The organism is Coleofasciculus sp. (assembly GCF_046539235.1).
Taxonomy (GTDB): Bacteria; Cyanobacteriota; Cyanobacteriia; order Cyanobacteriales; family Coleofasciculaceae; genus Coleofasciculus.
Map to the genome: position 1 here is coordinate 1 of NZ_JBKHHI010000109.1, position 16896 is coordinate 16896.

The 16896-nt window shown below is 45.3% G+C and carries 17 protein-coding genes; 2 read left to right on the forward strand and 15 right to left on the reverse strand.

Annotated elements, in window-relative coordinates; all coding sequences use genetic code 11:
* Positions 1 to 169 precede the first annotated feature (169 nt).
* Entirely contained in the window at positions 170 to 1612 is a 1443-nt protein-coding gene (locus ACLFWI_RS12125; RefSeq protein WP_446413146.1) for an ion transporter, read from the forward strand.
* A gap of 83 nt (positions 1613 to 1695) precedes the next feature.
* Here ACLFWI_RS12125 and ACLFWI_RS12130 read toward each other — a convergent pair whose 3' ends face one another.
* Together ACLFWI_RS12130 and ACLFWI_RS12135 are read right to left on the reverse strand one after the other, a co-directional pair.
* Positions 1696 to 2820 (reverse strand): ABC transporter ATP-binding protein, encoded by a 1125-nt coding sequence (locus ACLFWI_RS12130; protein ID WP_446413147.1) that lies wholly within the window; start codon positions 2818 to 2820, stop codon positions 1696 to 1698.
* A 158-nt stretch (positions 2821 to 2978) separates the two neighbouring features.
* On the reverse strand, positions 2979 to 3248 hold the full coding sequence (locus tag ACLFWI_RS12135) for an Asr1405/Asl0597 family protein (RefSeq protein ID WP_446413148.1): 270 nt from the start codon (positions 3246 to 3248) through the stop codon (positions 2979 to 2981).
* Positions 3249 to 3915: 667 nt separating this feature from the next.
* Between ACLFWI_RS12135 and ACLFWI_RS12140 the strand changes: the two genes are divergently transcribed.
* The gene (locus ACLFWI_RS12140) at positions 3916 to 4071 is read left to right on the forward strand and encodes a hypothetical protein (RefSeq protein WP_446413149.1); all 156 of its coding nucleotides are present in this window, start codon (positions 3916 to 3918) and stop codon (positions 4069 to 4071) included.
* Between the two features lie 168 nt (positions 4072 to 4239).
* On the opposite strand, the gene ACLFWI_RS12145 is transcribed toward ACLFWI_RS12140, so the two are convergent.
* The 13 genes from ACLFWI_RS12145 to ACLFWI_RS12205 all read right to left on the reverse strand — a co-directional run bounded on the left by ACLFWI_RS12145 (position 4240) and on the right by ACLFWI_RS12205 (position 16873).
* Positions 4240 to 5532 carry an ATP-binding protein gene (locus tag ACLFWI_RS12145; protein WP_446413150.1) on the reverse strand — a complete coding sequence of 431 codons (1293 nt, stop codon included), beginning with the start codon at positions 5530 to 5532 and terminating at the stop codon, positions 4240 to 4242.
* A 5-nt stretch (positions 5533 to 5537) separates the two neighbouring features.
* Positions 5538 to 5984, reverse strand: coding sequence for a response regulator (locus ACLFWI_RS12150; protein WP_446407080.1), 447 nt, complete (start codon positions 5982 to 5984; stop codon positions 5538 to 5540).
* A gap of 42 nt (positions 5985 to 6026) precedes the next feature.
* Entirely contained in the window at positions 6027 to 9005 is a 2979-nt protein-coding gene (locus tag ACLFWI_RS12155; RefSeq protein WP_446413151.1) for a PAS domain S-box protein, read from the reverse strand.
* Between the two features lie 346 nt (positions 9006 to 9351).
* Positions 9352 to 9573 carry a hypothetical protein gene (locus tag ACLFWI_RS12160; protein WP_446413152.1) on the reverse strand — a complete coding sequence of 74 codons (222 nt, stop codon included), beginning with the start codon at positions 9571 to 9573 and terminating at the stop codon, positions 9352 to 9354.
* A 72-nt stretch (positions 9574 to 9645) separates the two neighbouring features.
* Positions 9646 to 10989 carry a DUF4255 domain-containing protein gene (locus tag ACLFWI_RS12165; RefSeq protein WP_446413153.1) on the reverse strand — a complete coding sequence of 448 codons (1344 nt, stop codon included), beginning with the start codon at positions 10987 to 10989 and terminating at the stop codon, positions 9646 to 9648.
* A complete protein-coding gene (locus ACLFWI_RS12170) occupies positions 10989 to 12017 on the reverse strand; it encodes a fused MFS/spermidine synthase (RefSeq protein WP_446413154.1) in 1029 nt (342 codons plus the stop codon). Before ACLFWI_RS12170 ends, ACLFWI_RS12165 begins: the two co-directional genes overlap by 1 nt.
* An 89-nt stretch (positions 12018 to 12106) precedes the next feature.
* Positions 12107 to 12241 (reverse strand): DUF6760 family protein, encoded by a 135-nt coding sequence (locus ACLFWI_RS12175; protein WP_446413155.1) that lies wholly within the window; start codon positions 12239 to 12241, stop codon positions 12107 to 12109.
* Positions 12242 to 12249: 8 nt separating this feature from the next.
* Positions 12250 to 12567, reverse strand: a complete 318-nt coding sequence (locus tag ACLFWI_RS12180; protein WP_446413156.1) for a hypothetical protein — start codon at positions 12565 to 12567, stop codon at positions 12250 to 12252.
* A 180-nt stretch (positions 12568 to 12747) separates the two neighbouring features.
* Positions 12748 to 13107, reverse strand: coding sequence for a hypothetical protein (locus ACLFWI_RS12185; protein WP_446413157.1), 360 nt, complete (start codon positions 13105 to 13107; stop codon positions 12748 to 12750).
* Entirely contained in the window at positions 13104 to 13598 is a 495-nt protein-coding gene (locus tag ACLFWI_RS12190) for a phage tail protein (RefSeq protein ID WP_446413158.1), read from the reverse strand. Before ACLFWI_RS12190 ends, ACLFWI_RS12185 begins: the two co-directional genes overlap by 4 nt.
* Positions 13599 to 13726: 128 nt before the next feature.
* Positions 13727 to 14215, reverse strand: a complete 489-nt coding sequence (locus tag ACLFWI_RS12195) for a phage tail protein (RefSeq protein WP_446413159.1) — start codon at positions 14213 to 14215, stop codon at positions 13727 to 13729.
* Positions 14216 to 14278: 63 nt separating this feature from the next.
* Positions 14279 to 14767, reverse strand: coding sequence for a phage tail protein (locus tag ACLFWI_RS12200; protein WP_446413160.1), 489 nt, complete (start codon positions 14765 to 14767; stop codon positions 14279 to 14281).
* A gap of 384 nt (positions 14768 to 15151) precedes the next feature.
* On the reverse strand, positions 15152 to 16873 hold the full coding sequence (locus ACLFWI_RS12205) for a phage tail sheath family protein (protein ID WP_446413161.1): 1722 nt from the start codon (positions 16871 to 16873) through the stop codon (positions 15152 to 15154).
* Positions 16874 to 16896 lie beyond the last annotated feature (23 nt).

The window sequence follows — 16896 nt, forward strand, 5'->3', positions numbered from 1 at the left end:
TTCAGCCATTTTTCCGAACCCCCTAAAAAAACACCTACCCATCCGCGCTATCAGCCCAAAATAATGCAATGGTTAGATACTGGCTGGGTTGGGTTTCACGTCCATTCAACCCCACCTACAACTTTATTTTCAGTATATATAAAGTCAAGAGAGATTCTCCTACCTCAACATGCCCAACAAAACCCGACAAGCCCGTTTAGATCGCTTTATCCACGCTCCCCAAACTGAACTGGCGCTGATCCTACTCATTCTGCTTTCCGTAATTCTCGTGATTGCGGAAGTCACGCTTGACAGTAAAAATCAAACCTATAAACTTATCTATCTGACTCAAGAACTACTCACCGGCATCTTTATTATCGAGTTGACAATTCGCTATTTTTCTGCTATAAAAAAACGCCGTTTTTTCCGCCACTATTGGTTAGACATTATTGCCGTATTGCCCCTATTGCGAGCCTTTCGCCTGTTGCGGGTGTTGCGTCTCTTACGGCTATTGCGGGTAGGAATCCTATTAAATCAGAATTTAAACCGTCTTGGTTCTACCTTAGCCACAAGTATTGGTGTCCAGATTGGCGTATTGCTGGTTGTCGGTTTAATTATTTTAGTCGGCGCGATCGCGATTCACTTGCTAGAGGGGTTTACCAATCCTGATTTCGCCTCTGTGAAGGATTCCCTCTGGTGGAGCTTTTTTACCCTTGTATCCGGAGAACCCATTGGCGGCGAACCTCAAACCGATGCGGGACGATTGGTTACACTCATAGTAATCCTGGGTGGCTTGACTATGTTTGCCATGTTTACGGGTGTCGTTTCCGCCGTCATGGTACAACGATTGAGAACAGTGATGGAAATTAAACACTGGGAATTAGACGAACTACGCGATCATATTGTTATCTGTGGCTGGAATCGCAGTGGACATCTGCTGATTGAGCAACTGCAAGCCGATCCCAGTTTAAAACATCATCCGATTGTCGTGGTGGCTGAATTTATCCAAACACCAGAACGAGAACTTAAACATATTAATCGTTCCCAAATTTACTTCTATACTGGGGATTACACGACAATTGATGTCCTGGAAGCGGTGGGGATTTATCATACTTCACGCGCTATTTTGTTGGCAGATGCGACTCATCCGCGCAGCGATCAGGATCGGGATGCACGAACTGTTTTAGCCGCATTAACGATTGAAAAACTGCATCCGGGTATCTACACCTGCGCTCAACTTCTTGATGGTAAAAATAATGTACAACTGCGAGTAGCGGGAGTGGAAGATGTGATTGTCGCAGATGAATTGGCGAGTCATTTAATGGCGACTTCCGTCCGAAATTGGGGTTCTGTGGATGTGTTAGCGGAATTGCTCACTGTGCAGATGGGGAACCAAATCTATAAAATTCCTCTACCTCAGCAATGGAATGGTATTTCATTTTGGAATGCGGCTCAATGGATAAAAGAGGAGTTAGATAGTATTTTAGTCGCTGTGGAACGGCTAACTCAGGGACATCGAGAGACTCTGGTTAATCCACCCAAAAATGAACAACTCATGTTGGGCGATCGCTTGGTTGTGATTGCTCGCCACCAACCCCAAATTGAGAAAATTCTCCAGTCTAAAAAGCTGTAGATCAAAGAAGAAGGGCTAAAGCCCTTACTACGAACTACGAACTACGAACTACGAACTACGAACTACGAACTACGAACTACGAACTACGAATAGGCTGGAGTTATGGGTGTACTTGTGGCAATTGTGGGGAAAATTGGGATCGATGAATCAGCCACAGACAATCGAACTCTGATTCCCACAGGTAAGGGTGTATTCCGGGCGGTACGAGCGTGGAGTTCTTTGCCAGACGGGGTTTGGAGACAATACCGATACTCGCGACCTAAAAAATGGCGATCGCGAATTAAGATGGGTGCATCATTATCGGGTTTGAGAATTACGTTTTCTTCCAACAGCATTAATTCCCCACAATCAGGAATGGCGTCATTGGGGAATTGGATGTTACCGTGACATTCTCCATTGCTGATTTCAAACAAACCCACCTCCGTTTCCCAGAACTGTCCCCGACGACGGGCGGGTAAAAAATTGGCTTGGGTGACGAATTCGGCGACAAAACGAGAGGCTGGGTTAGTATAAATTTCTTCCGGGGTTCCCAACTGTTCTAAATATCCCGCCCGCATCACTCCCACTTGATCACAGATGGATAGGGCTTCTTCTCTGTCGTGGGTGACAAAAATTGCCGATGTGCCAATTTCTTTGAGGATTGATCGCACCTCTTGGCGCAACCGTAGACGCACTTGCACATCCAGATTACTCAGGGGTTCATCTAATAAGATTAAACTGGGACGTGGTGCTAACGCCCGGGCGAGGGCGACTCGCTGCTGTTGTCCTCCCGATAGTTCGTGGGGGTAGCGTTTCTCTAATCCTGATAATCCTACCAGTGCGATCGCGTCAGCCGTATTTTTCTTAATAGATGTCCGACTCATCCCACTACGGCGGTTTTTCAAGCCAAAAGCAACATTCTCCGCCACATTCAGGTGAGGGAACAAGGCATAATCTTGAAACACCATACCCGTGTTCCGTTGTTCTGGAGGTATCCAATACCCTGAACCCGCCACCGGGCGTCCAGCTAAGACAACAAGTCCCGACTGAGGACGCTCAAACCCTGCCACAATCCGCAATAGAGTGGTTTTGCCACAGCCAGAGGGACCCAATAACCCCAGTAAATCACCTTGACGCAAAGTCAGCGTCACCCGATCAACGGCTGGAGTCCTATGTTGATCATAGTGCTTGGTAATATCCTCTAGATATAGAATCGCTGCTTGTTTCATGGAATGTTGATGAGTTTTGACTTCTCCTTACACTTTGTTCGAGGACATGGTTCGAGGATATAGTTTTGAGAAGAGTATAGAAGCGGATTTAACGACTATCTCCCCTATCTCCCCCTGCTCCCCCTGCTCCCCCTGCTCCCCCAGCTTCCCCATCTGCCTCATCTCCCCCTCTTCCGACTGCGGCTAGGAAGCCGCCAGCAGTCTTCCAGCCAAGAGGCTAGATCTCGGCGTGGTACAGTTAACTGTCTGACTACACTCCACAGTTGAATCGCCGTCACCGGATCATGAATCTCAGCCGTGAGTGGCTGGTTCATCCCGCAGTGACTCGCGATCGATAGTTCCTGTAAACGGCGGTACACTTGCCACCGATCGGCTTGATTAATGTCAATCACTTGACCAGTTTTAGGTTGGAAACTCCAGGGATTCATTTTTCTCTCAAAATGCAATATATTATCATTAATGTCCGTTGCCAGACATTAATTTTTCCATAAGAACTGCTATGACAGGGAGTTTTAGCCGGATTTCACTCCCGTCCCCTAGTTTAAGCCAGATCAGAACCAAATGCTAATTATTCTCAACTAATTGACTAAAAGACAATAACGCAGGTATGATACTGCTTCTCCTGCAAGCCAGCTACAGGGTTGACAAAGAACCCTCTCTATCTTCTGTCCTCCCCCGTACAACAAAAGCTCCCGCATCCTTTGTCATCCTCCCTGCGAGGGGGGAATGAGGGGGGTAGGGGCTGGGACTTAAGTTGGCATCAATGCAGGGTCTTGCGCCCGATTTAACCGTAAAATCTATTTCAGTACTTCACCTGTGTCAAAAGCGACCTGTAGGGGCAACTTTCACAGAAATTTAATATTTATCCGAGCAGATTTCATCAAAACTATACCCAATTGGCTGAGGTTCGGCTGCACAATAGAGAAAGCGAAAGCACCCTGCCTGAAAAAACCCTATATAAAGGCAGATCAATGAACCCGTGAAGCCCTGACAGGGTAAGCTCACATTCTGGTTTAGACTCCGGTCTTAAATAGGAATGTGGGCTTACCTAATTTAATTAAAATTTGTTTGTAGTAGGCACTTTAGTGCCTTAAAATGCTTTATTCCAACGCCTCGCCGCGATCGCAACTACTCCCACCGCCGTCTAATGATTGTGTCTGTGCGAAACTGAGTAATGGTGCGTTACGCTACCCTTGGGGAACGCTTTGCGAATACTCTCCTCACGATGGCGGCGTGGCGCACCTAATTTGATGAATTAGTGTTACGCCCAGACAATCTATAAAATATGGGGCTAAAGCCCCTACTACGAACCCAATCTATTCCACCATTTTAGTGCGAAACAGACCAATGATGCGTTACGCTACCCTACCCTACCCTACCCTACGGGAACGCTGCGCGAACGGGAACGCTGCGCGAACGCTAAATGCACCCGACAATGTTTAAGGATTCTGATGACAGTTCAGAACCTACAGGAATCGTCACAATAAATGTTGTTCCCTTCCCCACTTCACTGTCTACCGCAATTTCACCCTGATGGCGTTCTACGCATTTTTTGACAATCGCTAATCCTAATCCCGTTCCCGATATTGTCCCTACATTACTACTGCGATAAAAGGCATCAAATAATTGAGATTGCTCTTTTTCGGGAATCCCAATTCCTTGGTCTTTAATCGTGAACTTGACCTGATCAGCATCAAAGATCAGGTCAAATTCTACCGTTCCTCCCTCTGGGGAATACTTAATCGCATTTGACAGTAAATTGGTTAAAAATTGTCGTAATAGTTTCTCATCAAGACCAACCCATCGTGACTTACCTTGACAGCGAAATCCAATCTGATGCGGCGTTTTCACCGTCAGTTGTAACTCTTCCACTAATTCTTGGCAAAATGCCTCTAAATCGATAGGTACAGGTTTAAATTCCAGTTTACCTGCTTCCGCTTTATTAATCAATAATACATCACTAATTAACTGAGTCATGTGGTGGATTGTATTTTGAATCCGTTGGAAATGCCGCTGCTTTTTATCCTCCTGCCATTTATGACCATAATGTTGCAGTAATTCGCTGGATGACAGAATCGTAGCTAAGGGGGTGCGATATTCATGGGAGACGACAGAGATAATATTGGATTTGAGTTCGCTGAGTTCTTTTTCTTTGGTTAAACTCTGACGCAGTTCGGCTTCTAAATGCTGGCGCTGGGCAATTTCTTGTTGTAAATCATGATTTTTTTCTCGCAGTTCTTCCGTTTGTTTAGCGACGCGACATTCGAGTTCCTCATTGAGCTGTTGGAGTTTCTCCTCACTCTGGCGCAGCCGTTTTAAGGTTTGCGATCGCTCAATGGCATGGCGAATTGAACGGGTCAATAATTCCTGATCAATTTTACCTTTAACTAGATAATCTTGCGCCCCTTGGCGTAAGGCTTCTAAGGCATTCACTTTATCATTTAATCCCGTGAGAACCACAATCGGTAAATCCGGTACAGTTTCATGGGTTTTTGCCACAGTTCCTAATCCTTGTTTATCAGGAAGAGATAAATCTAATAACACGACATCAAAGTCATTATTCTGTACTGTTGACAACGCATCTTTAAGTTGTTCGACATGTACCAGTGACCATGGCATTTCTTCGGCGTCTTCCAGAATTTCTTGCAACAGATCAGCATCAGCCGGGTTATCTTCGACTAGCAATATTTTTATGGGCGGGGATATAGACATTGTTGTTACTCCGAAGGTAGTTGAACCACAGCTAACCAAAAGGCTTCAATTATCTTGACAACTGACATAAATTGTTCGACATCAATGGGTTTAGTTACATAACAGTTTCCATTCAATTCGTAGGTTTTCAGGATATCTCTCTCAGCGGCTGATGTGGTCAGAATAATTACCGGAATGCGCTTCAGTTTGGAATCCGCTTTGATTTCCGCTAAAACCTCACGCCCATCTTTTTTAGGCATATTCAGGTCAAGCAAAATTAAATCCGGGCGGGGAACGTCACTATATTGACCTTGGCGTCGTAAAAATGTTAGGGCTTCTACGCCATCTTCAACCCAGTGTAAATTGTTGAGAACTCTGGCTTCACTAAAGGCGTCAACGGTGAGATCAGCATCGCTGGGAGAGTCTTCAACTAGGAGGATTTCTATCGGTCGAACTGTCTTAATAAAAGCCATGGTCATGATCAATGATGAATTGAATAGTGGTAGATTGGACAATTAAACCGGAATCGTGAAATAAAAGGTTGTGCCAATTCCTAACTCAGAATTGACCCAAATTCGTCCTCCATGACGTTCGGCAATTTTCTTACAGATAGCCAAACCAATTCCGGTTCCAGGATAGTCGCGGCGAGAATGTAAGCGCTGGAATATTGTAAAAATGCGTTCTAAATATTCTGATTCCATGCCAATCCCATTATCTCGAACAATAAACGTCCATTCGTTGCCCTGTTTTTGGGCAGAAATATGGACGCTTGGTGGGGTTTCACGCCGAAATTTAATTGCGTTACCGATTAGGTTTTGGAAGAGTTGAGTTAATTGAGTTTGATCAGCAATGACAGTGGGTAGGGCGTCATAAGTAACCATTGCTTTACTTTCTGCGATCGCGACTTTTAAATTCTCCATTGCTTGTCGGATAATTGCCTCACTATCCGTGGGTTGTAGGGGTTTCCCTCGCGTTCCCACCCGTGAAAATTCCAGCAAGTCATTGATTAATTGCTGCATCCGGGTCGCCCCATCCATAATATAATGGAGGTATTTATCTGCCTTTGCATCCAGTTGGTTTTGATACTTACGGCTGAGAAGTTGGGCGTAACTATTAACAGCGCGTAATGGTTCTTGTAAATCGTGGGAGGCGACATAGGCAAACTGTTCTAAGTCGCGATTTGATTGCCATAATTCTTGATTTAGTTCTTTGAGTTTTTCTTTGGCTTGTTTCCGTTCCGTGACGACTTCAGTGTTCATAATAATGCCGCTAATGTCGCCACTATTGCCAATCCAAGGACGGATTTCCCAGGAAATCCATTGCGTCTCACCATCGGCGCGGATAAATAAGTCTTCGTCACACTGTTCACTCGCACCTTGGAGACAACGTTGATGAATTTGTTTCCAAGTATCGGGGATTTCGGGAAAGAGTTCGTAGTGATTTTTGCCGATAATATTTTGGTTTCCTAAATGATAGTCATCTAACCAGCGGCGACTGACTAACTGGTAATTCATCTGGTTATCGAACATCGCGATCGCGGCGGGGGTATATTCTAAAAGTAGCCGCAGCATTTCGGCGTTATGGCGCAAGGCTTCCTCGGTTTGTTTGGCTGCCGTGATATCTTGTACTAGGGACAAAATTGAGACCATATTACCCGATTCATCTAAAAGGGCAGATTCGTACCATTGACAAATCACTACTCTCCCATCTTTGGTCACATTGCGATTTTGGTAGACAACACTGGAGGTACTTCCATCCAGTAACCGACTCATTTCTTGCTGGACAATCTGAATATCTTCTTGATAAATAAACTGCCAATCTGCTGAACGCTTTCCTAATACCTCTGATATCGTCCAGCCAAAGATTTTTTCGGCTTGTTTTGACCAACGCTGCACCCGAAACTGGTTATCCCATTCCACGACAGCTAAGGGAGAATTTTCCACATGAAAGCCTAAACGTTGATGGGCGTCTTGTAAGGCTTTGGTTTGTTGTTGCAGGATAATATCGGCATGTTTTTTTTCGGTAATGTCCGTCCAAAACCCGACCATTTCTAAAGGATTCCCGGCTTCATCGCAAATCAGTTTTAGTTCATCATGCATCCAGCGATAGATGCCATCCTGATGTAAGAAGCGGTATTCATAACTATAATGTCCCGTGTCAAAAACTTTGGGTAAATTGGCGAAAACACGGGGAACATCTTCGGGATGAATATGATTTGCCCAAAACTGCGGATCATTGGTAAAGTCTTGGGCAGAGTATCCCACAACAGTTGCTGTATTATTACTCATAAACGTAATGCCATAGTTCCCGGAAACCTGGCGACTATAGAGTACCGCCGGACTATGAGAGAGGAGATAACGCAGGCGTTCTTGAGTTAACCGCAGTGTAGACAGGGTACGCTTGCGATCGCTAATATCCCGATTTGACCCAACAATCCGATAAGGCTTACCGTTAGCATCCCGTAAACTCGCGCCACGGGACAAAATCCAGCGATAATTCCCCTCTTGATCCAGGATACGGTGTTCCAGTTCTAAGCTGGGGGTTAATCCGTCAATATAGTCTTGAAATGTAGCCAATACTCGTTCCCGATCGCCGGGATGAATCCGATTCAACCATTCAGTAGCGCGATCGGAAATTTCATCAACGTGATACCCTAAAGTTTGACTCCAACGGGGAGAATAGTAAACGTGATCCGTTTCCAGATTCCAATCCCAAAGTCCATCATTAGATCCTTCCGCTACCAATTCATACCGTTCTTGAGTTTCTTGGAGAATGGCTTCAGTCTGCTTCTGTTCAGTAATATCGCATCCCACCGCATAAATTAACCCTTTAGCTGGAAATGAGGCGCTATTCCAAGCTAACCAGCGATAGGAACCATCTTGACAGCGACAGCGATTCTCAAATTGAATGGATGTCGTACCTGTCGCCAGTTTTTCTATTTCAGTTAAGGTGGCGGCGCGATCATCGGGATGGACAAATTCTAGAAAGGGTTGAGTTAAAAGTTCCGTTAGGGGATAGCCGAGAACCCTTTCAAAGGCGGGATTCACTCGTTTGAAATACCCATCGCTTCCCGCAATAGCCATGAGATTAATGGACATATTGAAAAAGCGATCCAGTTCACATTCTCCGGGGAGTTGATCAATGATTTCTCTGGCGACAGCATACCCATATCCCGCCTCGTCGTAATTCCATGTCCACTCTAACCAGTGATAGTTCCCCTCACGGTGGCGATAACGGTTCCGAAAGGAAACAGGAACAGCTTTCGTGGCTAAAGCCGTCAGCGTGGCGGTAACATCCTCTGGATGAACAAGTTCAATCCAACGGCGCGATCGCACATTTTCCGGTGTCCACCCCAATACCCTGCGCCAAGCGGGGTTGAGTTGTCCAATCCTGCCGTCAGGTTCGATAATACAGAAGAGATCGGCTGACTGATAGAAAAAAGCTTGCCATTTAGGGTCAGATTGAATTAATCTATGCTGCACGGGATTGCCCATGAGAAGTCTTATCCTAGAAGCGGTTATACAGGAATGGTTTCCTTAATTTTCACCACTTTTAGGCAAACTGTTGACCGAAAAAGTACCCAATTCTGTGAGGATGGCGGCGAATCCTTCAGTAAAATTACGGATACTGGTTCGTAGTCGGGGCTTTAGCCCCTAATTGTATTGGTTTCCGGGCGTAATTCTAATCTATCAAATTAGCTGATTGATCCATAGGAATATTTATTAAACTGAAGTTACCCCCAGCACAAAATAACGGAACGACTGGGTAAGTATTTGAACCCGTTTTAACGGGTTTAAGCTTTTAGCCAGAACTTTAGTTCAGGGCTTAATTATTGCAGCTTCATGTCACCTCCTGAATCAGCTTTTCCAAATAGGTTTGAGCCTGATCAGGCGACATCAGTAACGCCTCACCCTGACGCAGAATTTCATATTTACCCTTATGATAACCATGACCTGCAATTAGCCCCAACTGAACCGCTTGATTACCCAGTTGGGTCAACTTGTTAATACTAATTGAATCCAACTCTTGATTAAGTTTTTGTCTGATAAAATCTTCGTTCATCCTCTTCTCCGGCATAAAGGATAACCAACTAGCACAAATTTAGAATGTCTAAAGCAATGAACAATCAACCATTCAAATCGATATTCTCGGACCCACATACTGATTAAATGTCGAACTATCCGGTTCAGTATCCACAATCAGCGGACTTTCTGCACCATCAACCAACAAACGAACTAAATAGCGTCCTCCTTTCATCCGTTCCACGGGGAAAGAAACCCAAATCACATCTGTCTGGCGAGGAGAAGCTTCAAACAAATAAGCCGCAGGTTGATTCGTATCAATTTCATTCAGGGCTAACAAAACGCGCTGCTTTTTGCCTACAGTTAAATTGGAACGTACCCGTATTTCCGCAGACCGCAAATCTTCATCATCAACTTCTTTTTTGGATACCGTGGTTTTGGTAATCGTGGGACGAATCACCAAGGGAGATACATTGGACTGAATACTAGAAACAAAGGTTTGAGGCTGATTAACCGTTTGCATTTGACCCCCATTCCCACTTGTCTGACTCGCCCCATTACCATTACTCGATGTGGGTGGCATCACTTTGGCAAGACGATGCACTACTTGCAGACTATGCATTCCCGCCTGTAATGAATCAGTGGGTATAGAGGACAGGGGTAATACAATTTGGGTATCGGTAATTTCACTGGGGGTGACTTCCATTTCCCCAATCCAAACTTGGGTGATATCGCTTTTTAAATGGTTGCCTTGAATTAAGACAGTACTGTCTGCTAATATGGGTTCCAATCGTCCAGCTTGAGCAATGATCCGATCAATCTTCGGCTGATTGGTAAAGGGAACGATTCCATCTAAGGAACGAGCACGTACTGGCAAAGGTCTACTGCCAGCTTCTTGCCCTTCCAGCATAATTACCCTAGCCCGATACGCCACCGATAACAAGTAAGTGGTTTGAAAAAAAGCTGACCAGGCTTTGGATAAATCTTCTAGGGACAAATCGAGGGGCCACAGGGAGATTTCTTGGATCTGATCCGGTAAGTCAGACTCTAATAAATAGTGATAGGTAGAATCATGGAGAGTCCGCTCAATCCTCTCTTTTTTTAGAGTACGCCAGTCGTTAAGACCACCCATCACACTACCCATTAACCGTTGCGGCTGTAAGTCGTTATCATTGCCGTAGAAACTAATCATGTAATGTAAGTCTAGGGCAGTTTGCGATCGCTTAGCACCTGGGTTTCTCCGACTGCGGGCTTGTACTTCAGCCTGTTGACGCCACGCATGGTTAATCTGAACCTGGTAGAGAAACACATTCACACCCACTTGGGGAGTCGCTGTTCCCACTTCATTAGGTCGTAGGGTGGTCACCGTCGCCCCACTAATATCGTCCTGAATCGACGTCTGTACGATTCGTTGTAGAGTGGCGGTTACGGTAGCAATGGCTAGAGAATTACTCATTATGATGACTCAGAGGTTTCCACGGTTGACGATTGACAGTTGACATTGAATCTGCCATGACAAGCTTGAAACAATTGACCTGATCCACAGGGACAGGGGCGAGTGCTAACACCTTGAGCAAATAGAGGATTGAATGAAGGCAGATCATCAAAGTAACCGACTGGTGGCTGATTATCCACAAGCACTTTAGCTTGGTCTAACTCAGGGATACACTCAATCAACTGTGACCCTATTTTTACCTGAACAGCGGTTTCTGACAAGGGGAAGGCAAATTGATGGTCTTTTTGCAACACTTGGATTCGTTCCAGGATTTCCGACAAATTCAGTGGCGGACTATTCGTCGCCAGCACAACGGTATTCCCCACCGCTAAGGGACACAGATAAACCTGGGCAAATACGGCTTGAATGGTTTTTACTTTGTCAGCATAAAACCGTTCTCGTTGAAATAGATTCACCGCCAAAACCCCATCTGCAGACAGGTGTTCTTGGCAGAGTTGATAGAATTCTTGAGTGGCTAACCGATAGGGCGTGTAACCGTTGCCGATAATAGCGTCGGTGAAAATTATATCGTAGCGGACATCAGGGTTTTGCTTAGCCAGATAGTCTCGTCCATCTTGGAGGATAACCTTGAGGCGTTGATCAAACGGGACACCAAAAAACTCTTTGGCAATCTCAATTAAAAGAGGTTCAATTTCCGTACATTCAATCTGAACCTGGGGAAAGTAGTGATGCAAAACCGCCGGAATTCGACCCCCGGCAAATCCAGCGCCATAGACTCGTTTGGGTTTAGGTTGCCAAACTAAGCTAAGTAGCATGGCTTGGCTGTAGGGGGAGATTAAGTTAAGCGGATCATTGAAATCAAGCTGAGATTGGACAAAATCTGAGGTTAAATAATCCCGGTCAATTAAGGCGACTCGGATGATAGATTGGCTTTTTTCCACCATAACAAAGTGAACCCCGGATGGCTTGAACAGTAAACATCCGTCGGGTTGAGCCTGTAGCCAATCTAGTCGTTTGTCATTGGTCATTTTTTAGGGAACAGGGAACAGGAAACAGGGAATTGATCATTTAGATATATTTCCCCTGAACAATCAACAATGAACCATGAACAAAGCGGCTATCCTTTTTGGGTGAATCGACGGATTTCGCCAACCCAGCGCAGCCGTTCTTCATGGTCTAGCTTGAGAATATCATCTAATGACCAGTGAAAGTAAAAAGCAATTAAGGCTACCTCTTGGTATAAACGATCCAAGGGGTAGCCTAAAATTCCCCCGATCGCGCTAATCCTCCCTGATGCTGATTGATATAATTAAAAAAGTTCTGTAAATAGATCAAATCTACTAAAAAAAGTTGTTCTAATAGTTTGGGCGTAACCGGAGAAAGATTACCTAGACGGGTGATAACTCTAGACAAAATTACCAAAATGCGGTAATAGGGTTCTTGCTGCACTCGGCTATCTTTGTCAACTACAATCTCATCTTTGCCTGTAACCAGGCGCATTATCCCATGGTGATGAATACCACCATTGGTATCAACTAAACCTTTGGGTAGAGTAAATTCAAAATAGGTATAGTCCATAGTTATTAGTCATTAGTCATTAGTCCTTAGTTATTCGTCTTTTTAGTTCTCCTGTAGGGGCGACCCGCTGCATCAATCAACAAGTTTATCCACTCAATTGGATCGGGTCGCCCTTTACTTAACCATCTGTATCAAAACCTGCTTTTTGATATTTAGGGTTGACAAAAAAATAATTTTATATCATTCAGAATCAGATGTAATTGATCCAGATTGTGCCGACAAACTAGAACTCTGTTCTACTTGGTTATCAGGTTCTAATTCATTAATTTGACGATAAAATTGTTGCAAATAATTGAGATCACAGGCAAATAAATTTTCAATTACTGTCGGAGTGACTTCATCTAAAGCCCCCAAACGCAAAATCACTCGCGATAAAATAATCACCGTGGCATAAGCAGGATTAGACTTCACGCGCGGATCACGCATGGGAACGATTTCGTCAATCGCCCGTGCTAACCGCATTACCCCCTTACGGTGCAAGTTTCCCTCCCCATCCAGATATCCTTTGGGAAGATCAAATTCAAACTCGGTTTGAATCATGTCCCTGGTTTAATTCGTCTTAACTGTTCAACTGTCACCTCGACTTCTTCGATTTGATACTCATCTCCTCTGACATTCAAATCAGAAATTTGGTAGCTAACGGGCCACGCGCCTTTAAATTCAAATCGAAACTGCTCCTCGGATGCCGTATCATAAATAACTAATGCACCATTACGCCGTTGCTCTTCCCAATTTGCTCCTTCTTGGACAGAATTGAGCCAATTCCACAGCGTCATGGAAATATTTAAACCTCGTTTCAAGGTGAGATTGGTGTAAGTGATATTACCAGGAACCTTCGTGCGAACCATTCGACCTCTAGAGTTCCCACTTTTTCCCCACTTCTGCGGCGTTACCTCGCAGACTTCAACAACGTCCTGGGTGGCTTTAAAGCCTTTACATTCCTCAAACAGACCATCGACAGCGTCATTACTCCCATCTAATATTAACTCTAAGTAAAAGCGCGATCGCGTCAGAATTTCAATTTCTGCCACTGTTCACCTCCTTTGCCTTTGCCTCTGTTGTTATCTGTAAATGGACAAAGCACTGCCCGGTGTTTTCCCAAGAAACACCAAGGCAGTTCATAAAATAAAATCGATTGTCAATTGAGGCAATACTCACATTACACGTCTGCCCGTACCATTTGAGTGAACCGGATCTCCATCGTATCTTTCGCCAATTCTCCCGGTTTACCAACATCAAATTGACTGGTTTGGGTCAGATTACTCGGGAAACAATCGGTGAAATCATACTGACACCCAATATTGCCATTCATATCATAAACAAACAGTGATGCCGTTTTCCGGTTTTTCCTGGACTCTGTAGCACCGCCAGAGAACGAAGTGGCGTGGCATTTCTTATACCAATCGGTTATTTTCTGTTGATCCCCCTCGTTACCTGCCACATATTCAATTTTCAGAGCCGAGCCATACTCGACTGCACCAGGGGTGGTTTGAGTTTGGGTTTTTCCCTCTCTTCCGCAACCAATTGCACCACTTCCTGCGGCTGTTTTCATTTCAATCGAAGGAATTGTGCATTTTTCGATGACTAGCTCCATCCCATCACAGTCAAAGTAGAAAGAAGCACAAGTGTTATATTCAATATCCGCCATGGTTCAACTCCCAGATAATTCAGTTAATTAGATAGCTGCTGATCATAAAACCGTTCCGATTTTCTACATCACGCGAGTGCAATTTTCGCACACTACCGTCCAGGTTTCTTTCAAATAATCTTTGCCGTTGACATCTAGTTCAGCAATGCTCATTTTCGAGGGCCATGCTTCTTGGAAGTCCCACTGGGCTACAACCTCATCAGCATTATTGTAGGCAAAGATACTTCCTGTTTTTTTGCTATCCGCCCATTTGCCCTCACCACCATCGGAGGGAGGCAGACAAGCTTTGAACCATTTCCACATGACTACACTAGCACTGGTGGGACTTGGGCTAGAGAGGCATATCAAATCAAAGGTGACGACTTCCTCGAAGCCAGCCGAGTTAATCTGCCGCTCTGATTTCCCACCTTTCATGGAGCCAACCACGGCAGCTTCACCCGCTAGTTTCGGCTTGTACTCAGGAACTTTCACGCTTTGAAACGAAAGTTCGCCCAAACCATCAATATCACAGGAAAAACTACTAGGGGCAAGGGGTTTTAATAGGTCAGCCATATCTTTATCTCCTTACAGTCACTTGTCAACGTTTTGTTTTGATGCGTTTCCGATACAGAACTTAACAAATTGACAAAATTATCAAGCTATAATCAGACAGTTTAACCGTTAGAGACTTCTGTTATAGCATGAATTTTCGCTCTGAGCGATTACAAAATGTCAAGGTCTGTGAGTTGCTGTTAAGCGTTCGATGAAATCCCAGTTCCCTTCCCTTTTTATTGTATTTTCCGCCCTCTTCCCCTTAACAATTATTTACTTGGCTGGACTTAGGGTGAAAGGACAGGGCGACCCGAACCCATTGAATGGATTCGAGTTATTCATTCATGGAAGCGGGTCGCCCCTACTATATCTACCCAAGGCGATTGCTTGGGTAGGATTCAGAACCTATTGATTCGGTGCCCACTGACTAATCCGGAAGATCACAAATTCAGCCGGACGTACTGGACAAACACCGACTTCTACATAGAGACGACCCAGCATAATTGTCTCATGGGTATTGATTTCCCCATCGCACTTAACGTAGAACGATTCCGAAGGCGCAGTCCCAAACAATGCTCCCTCACGCCACAACCGTTCCAGGAAATTGCTAACCGTGCGGCGTACCCGCGCCCAGAGAATTTGGTCATTTGGCTCAAACACCACCCACTGTGTCCCAATTTCAATGGATTTCTCAATGTAACTCAGTAAGCGGCGAACACTGATATAACGCCATTGCACGTTATCCTGTTCCACCAAGGTGCGAGCGCCCCAAACCTTGTAGCCTCGGTTGTAATTGGCGAAGTTACGGATACAGTTAATTCCCATCGGGTTCAACAGTTCCTGTTCCCGCATATTGGTGTCATAGGCTAAACCTGTCACACCTCGCGGCGTTTCATTAGCCGGTGCTTTGAACACGCCGCGTGTTTCATCAGTGCGACACCAAATCCCCATCATGTGACCACTGGGGGGGACATAAATCGGGCGTCCACCATTACGAGGGTTCGCCACTTTAATCCAGGGATAATAAAGAGCGCCAAACATGGAACGGCGGTTAAACTGTCTTAACCAAGCGGCGACATCTTGAGGCTTCTGTTGGTCAGCCGAAACCGGGTTATCTCCTTTTGTCGGCTTGACTGGGGGTGCGTCGAGAACCGCCATCCGGTAAGCTGGACCAGGGAAGGAATTCTCGCACATACTCAGCATCATTTCCATGACACCATGAACTTGTTCTAAGTTCATCAACCCTTCTTGATACACTTTCATCAAGTCAGGACAAGCAATCATGGCGACTTCATCAATTTCAAAAATCCCCTGTGTCCCGGTGCGGTCATCCCGTTGTCCTTGTAAATCACGGGCAAAATGTTCCGGGTCAGAAATGTAAGGGGGTGGCGTAATCTCATAAGACCCCTGCATGGGTCGCCGTGACAGAGGTTGTCCACTTTGGGAGATGTCAACCGCCTGGATAAATTCCGAATCTTCAACAGCGGTAACTACATAGTCAGCCACCTGGGTTTCCGCTTCCGGATTCATGGTCAGGTGGTCATACCGTTCCAATACCTCTTCGCCGCGTGCCACAATTAGGTCAAAAAATTCACCCGTGTTGTACGGGGTTTCGGCATCTTCGGGTGCGTCTTCGGGTAAGGGTTTGGGTGTGCTTTCTTGAATCACCACCCGCAGCCGGGGTTCATCTGCACCGGGTAGCGCTAAGGCTCCCCCTTCTTCTGATTCAGATTCAGCCGGTTTAAGCGTGAATTGTAAAGAGGGGCGATTTCCGGCTGTGAGAATCTTAGTCCCCGTTTGCTCGATTGGCGGCGGTTCAGCACCCGGTAGTTTAGTGCCAATACTGGTCACCCAACAGCGACCGCCACCATTGAGGAACCACCCTTGAACCGCAAAGGGTAAATAGGCGCCAAAGTCTGTGAAACCATCAGAGCCTTCTTTGGCAAAAGACTGCAAATACTGATCCCAAGTGGTAATCAGCATGGGTTTGAATAATTCGGCATCACCGCGTATATCCTCGGTAAACCCAATGAAACCGGCGACACTCATACTAATGCCCTCAATCGGGCGACTGCCTCGGTCTACCTCTTCAACGTAGACTCCTGGGGCAAAATAATCTAATGGCATGAGTTATATTCCTCCATTTAAGA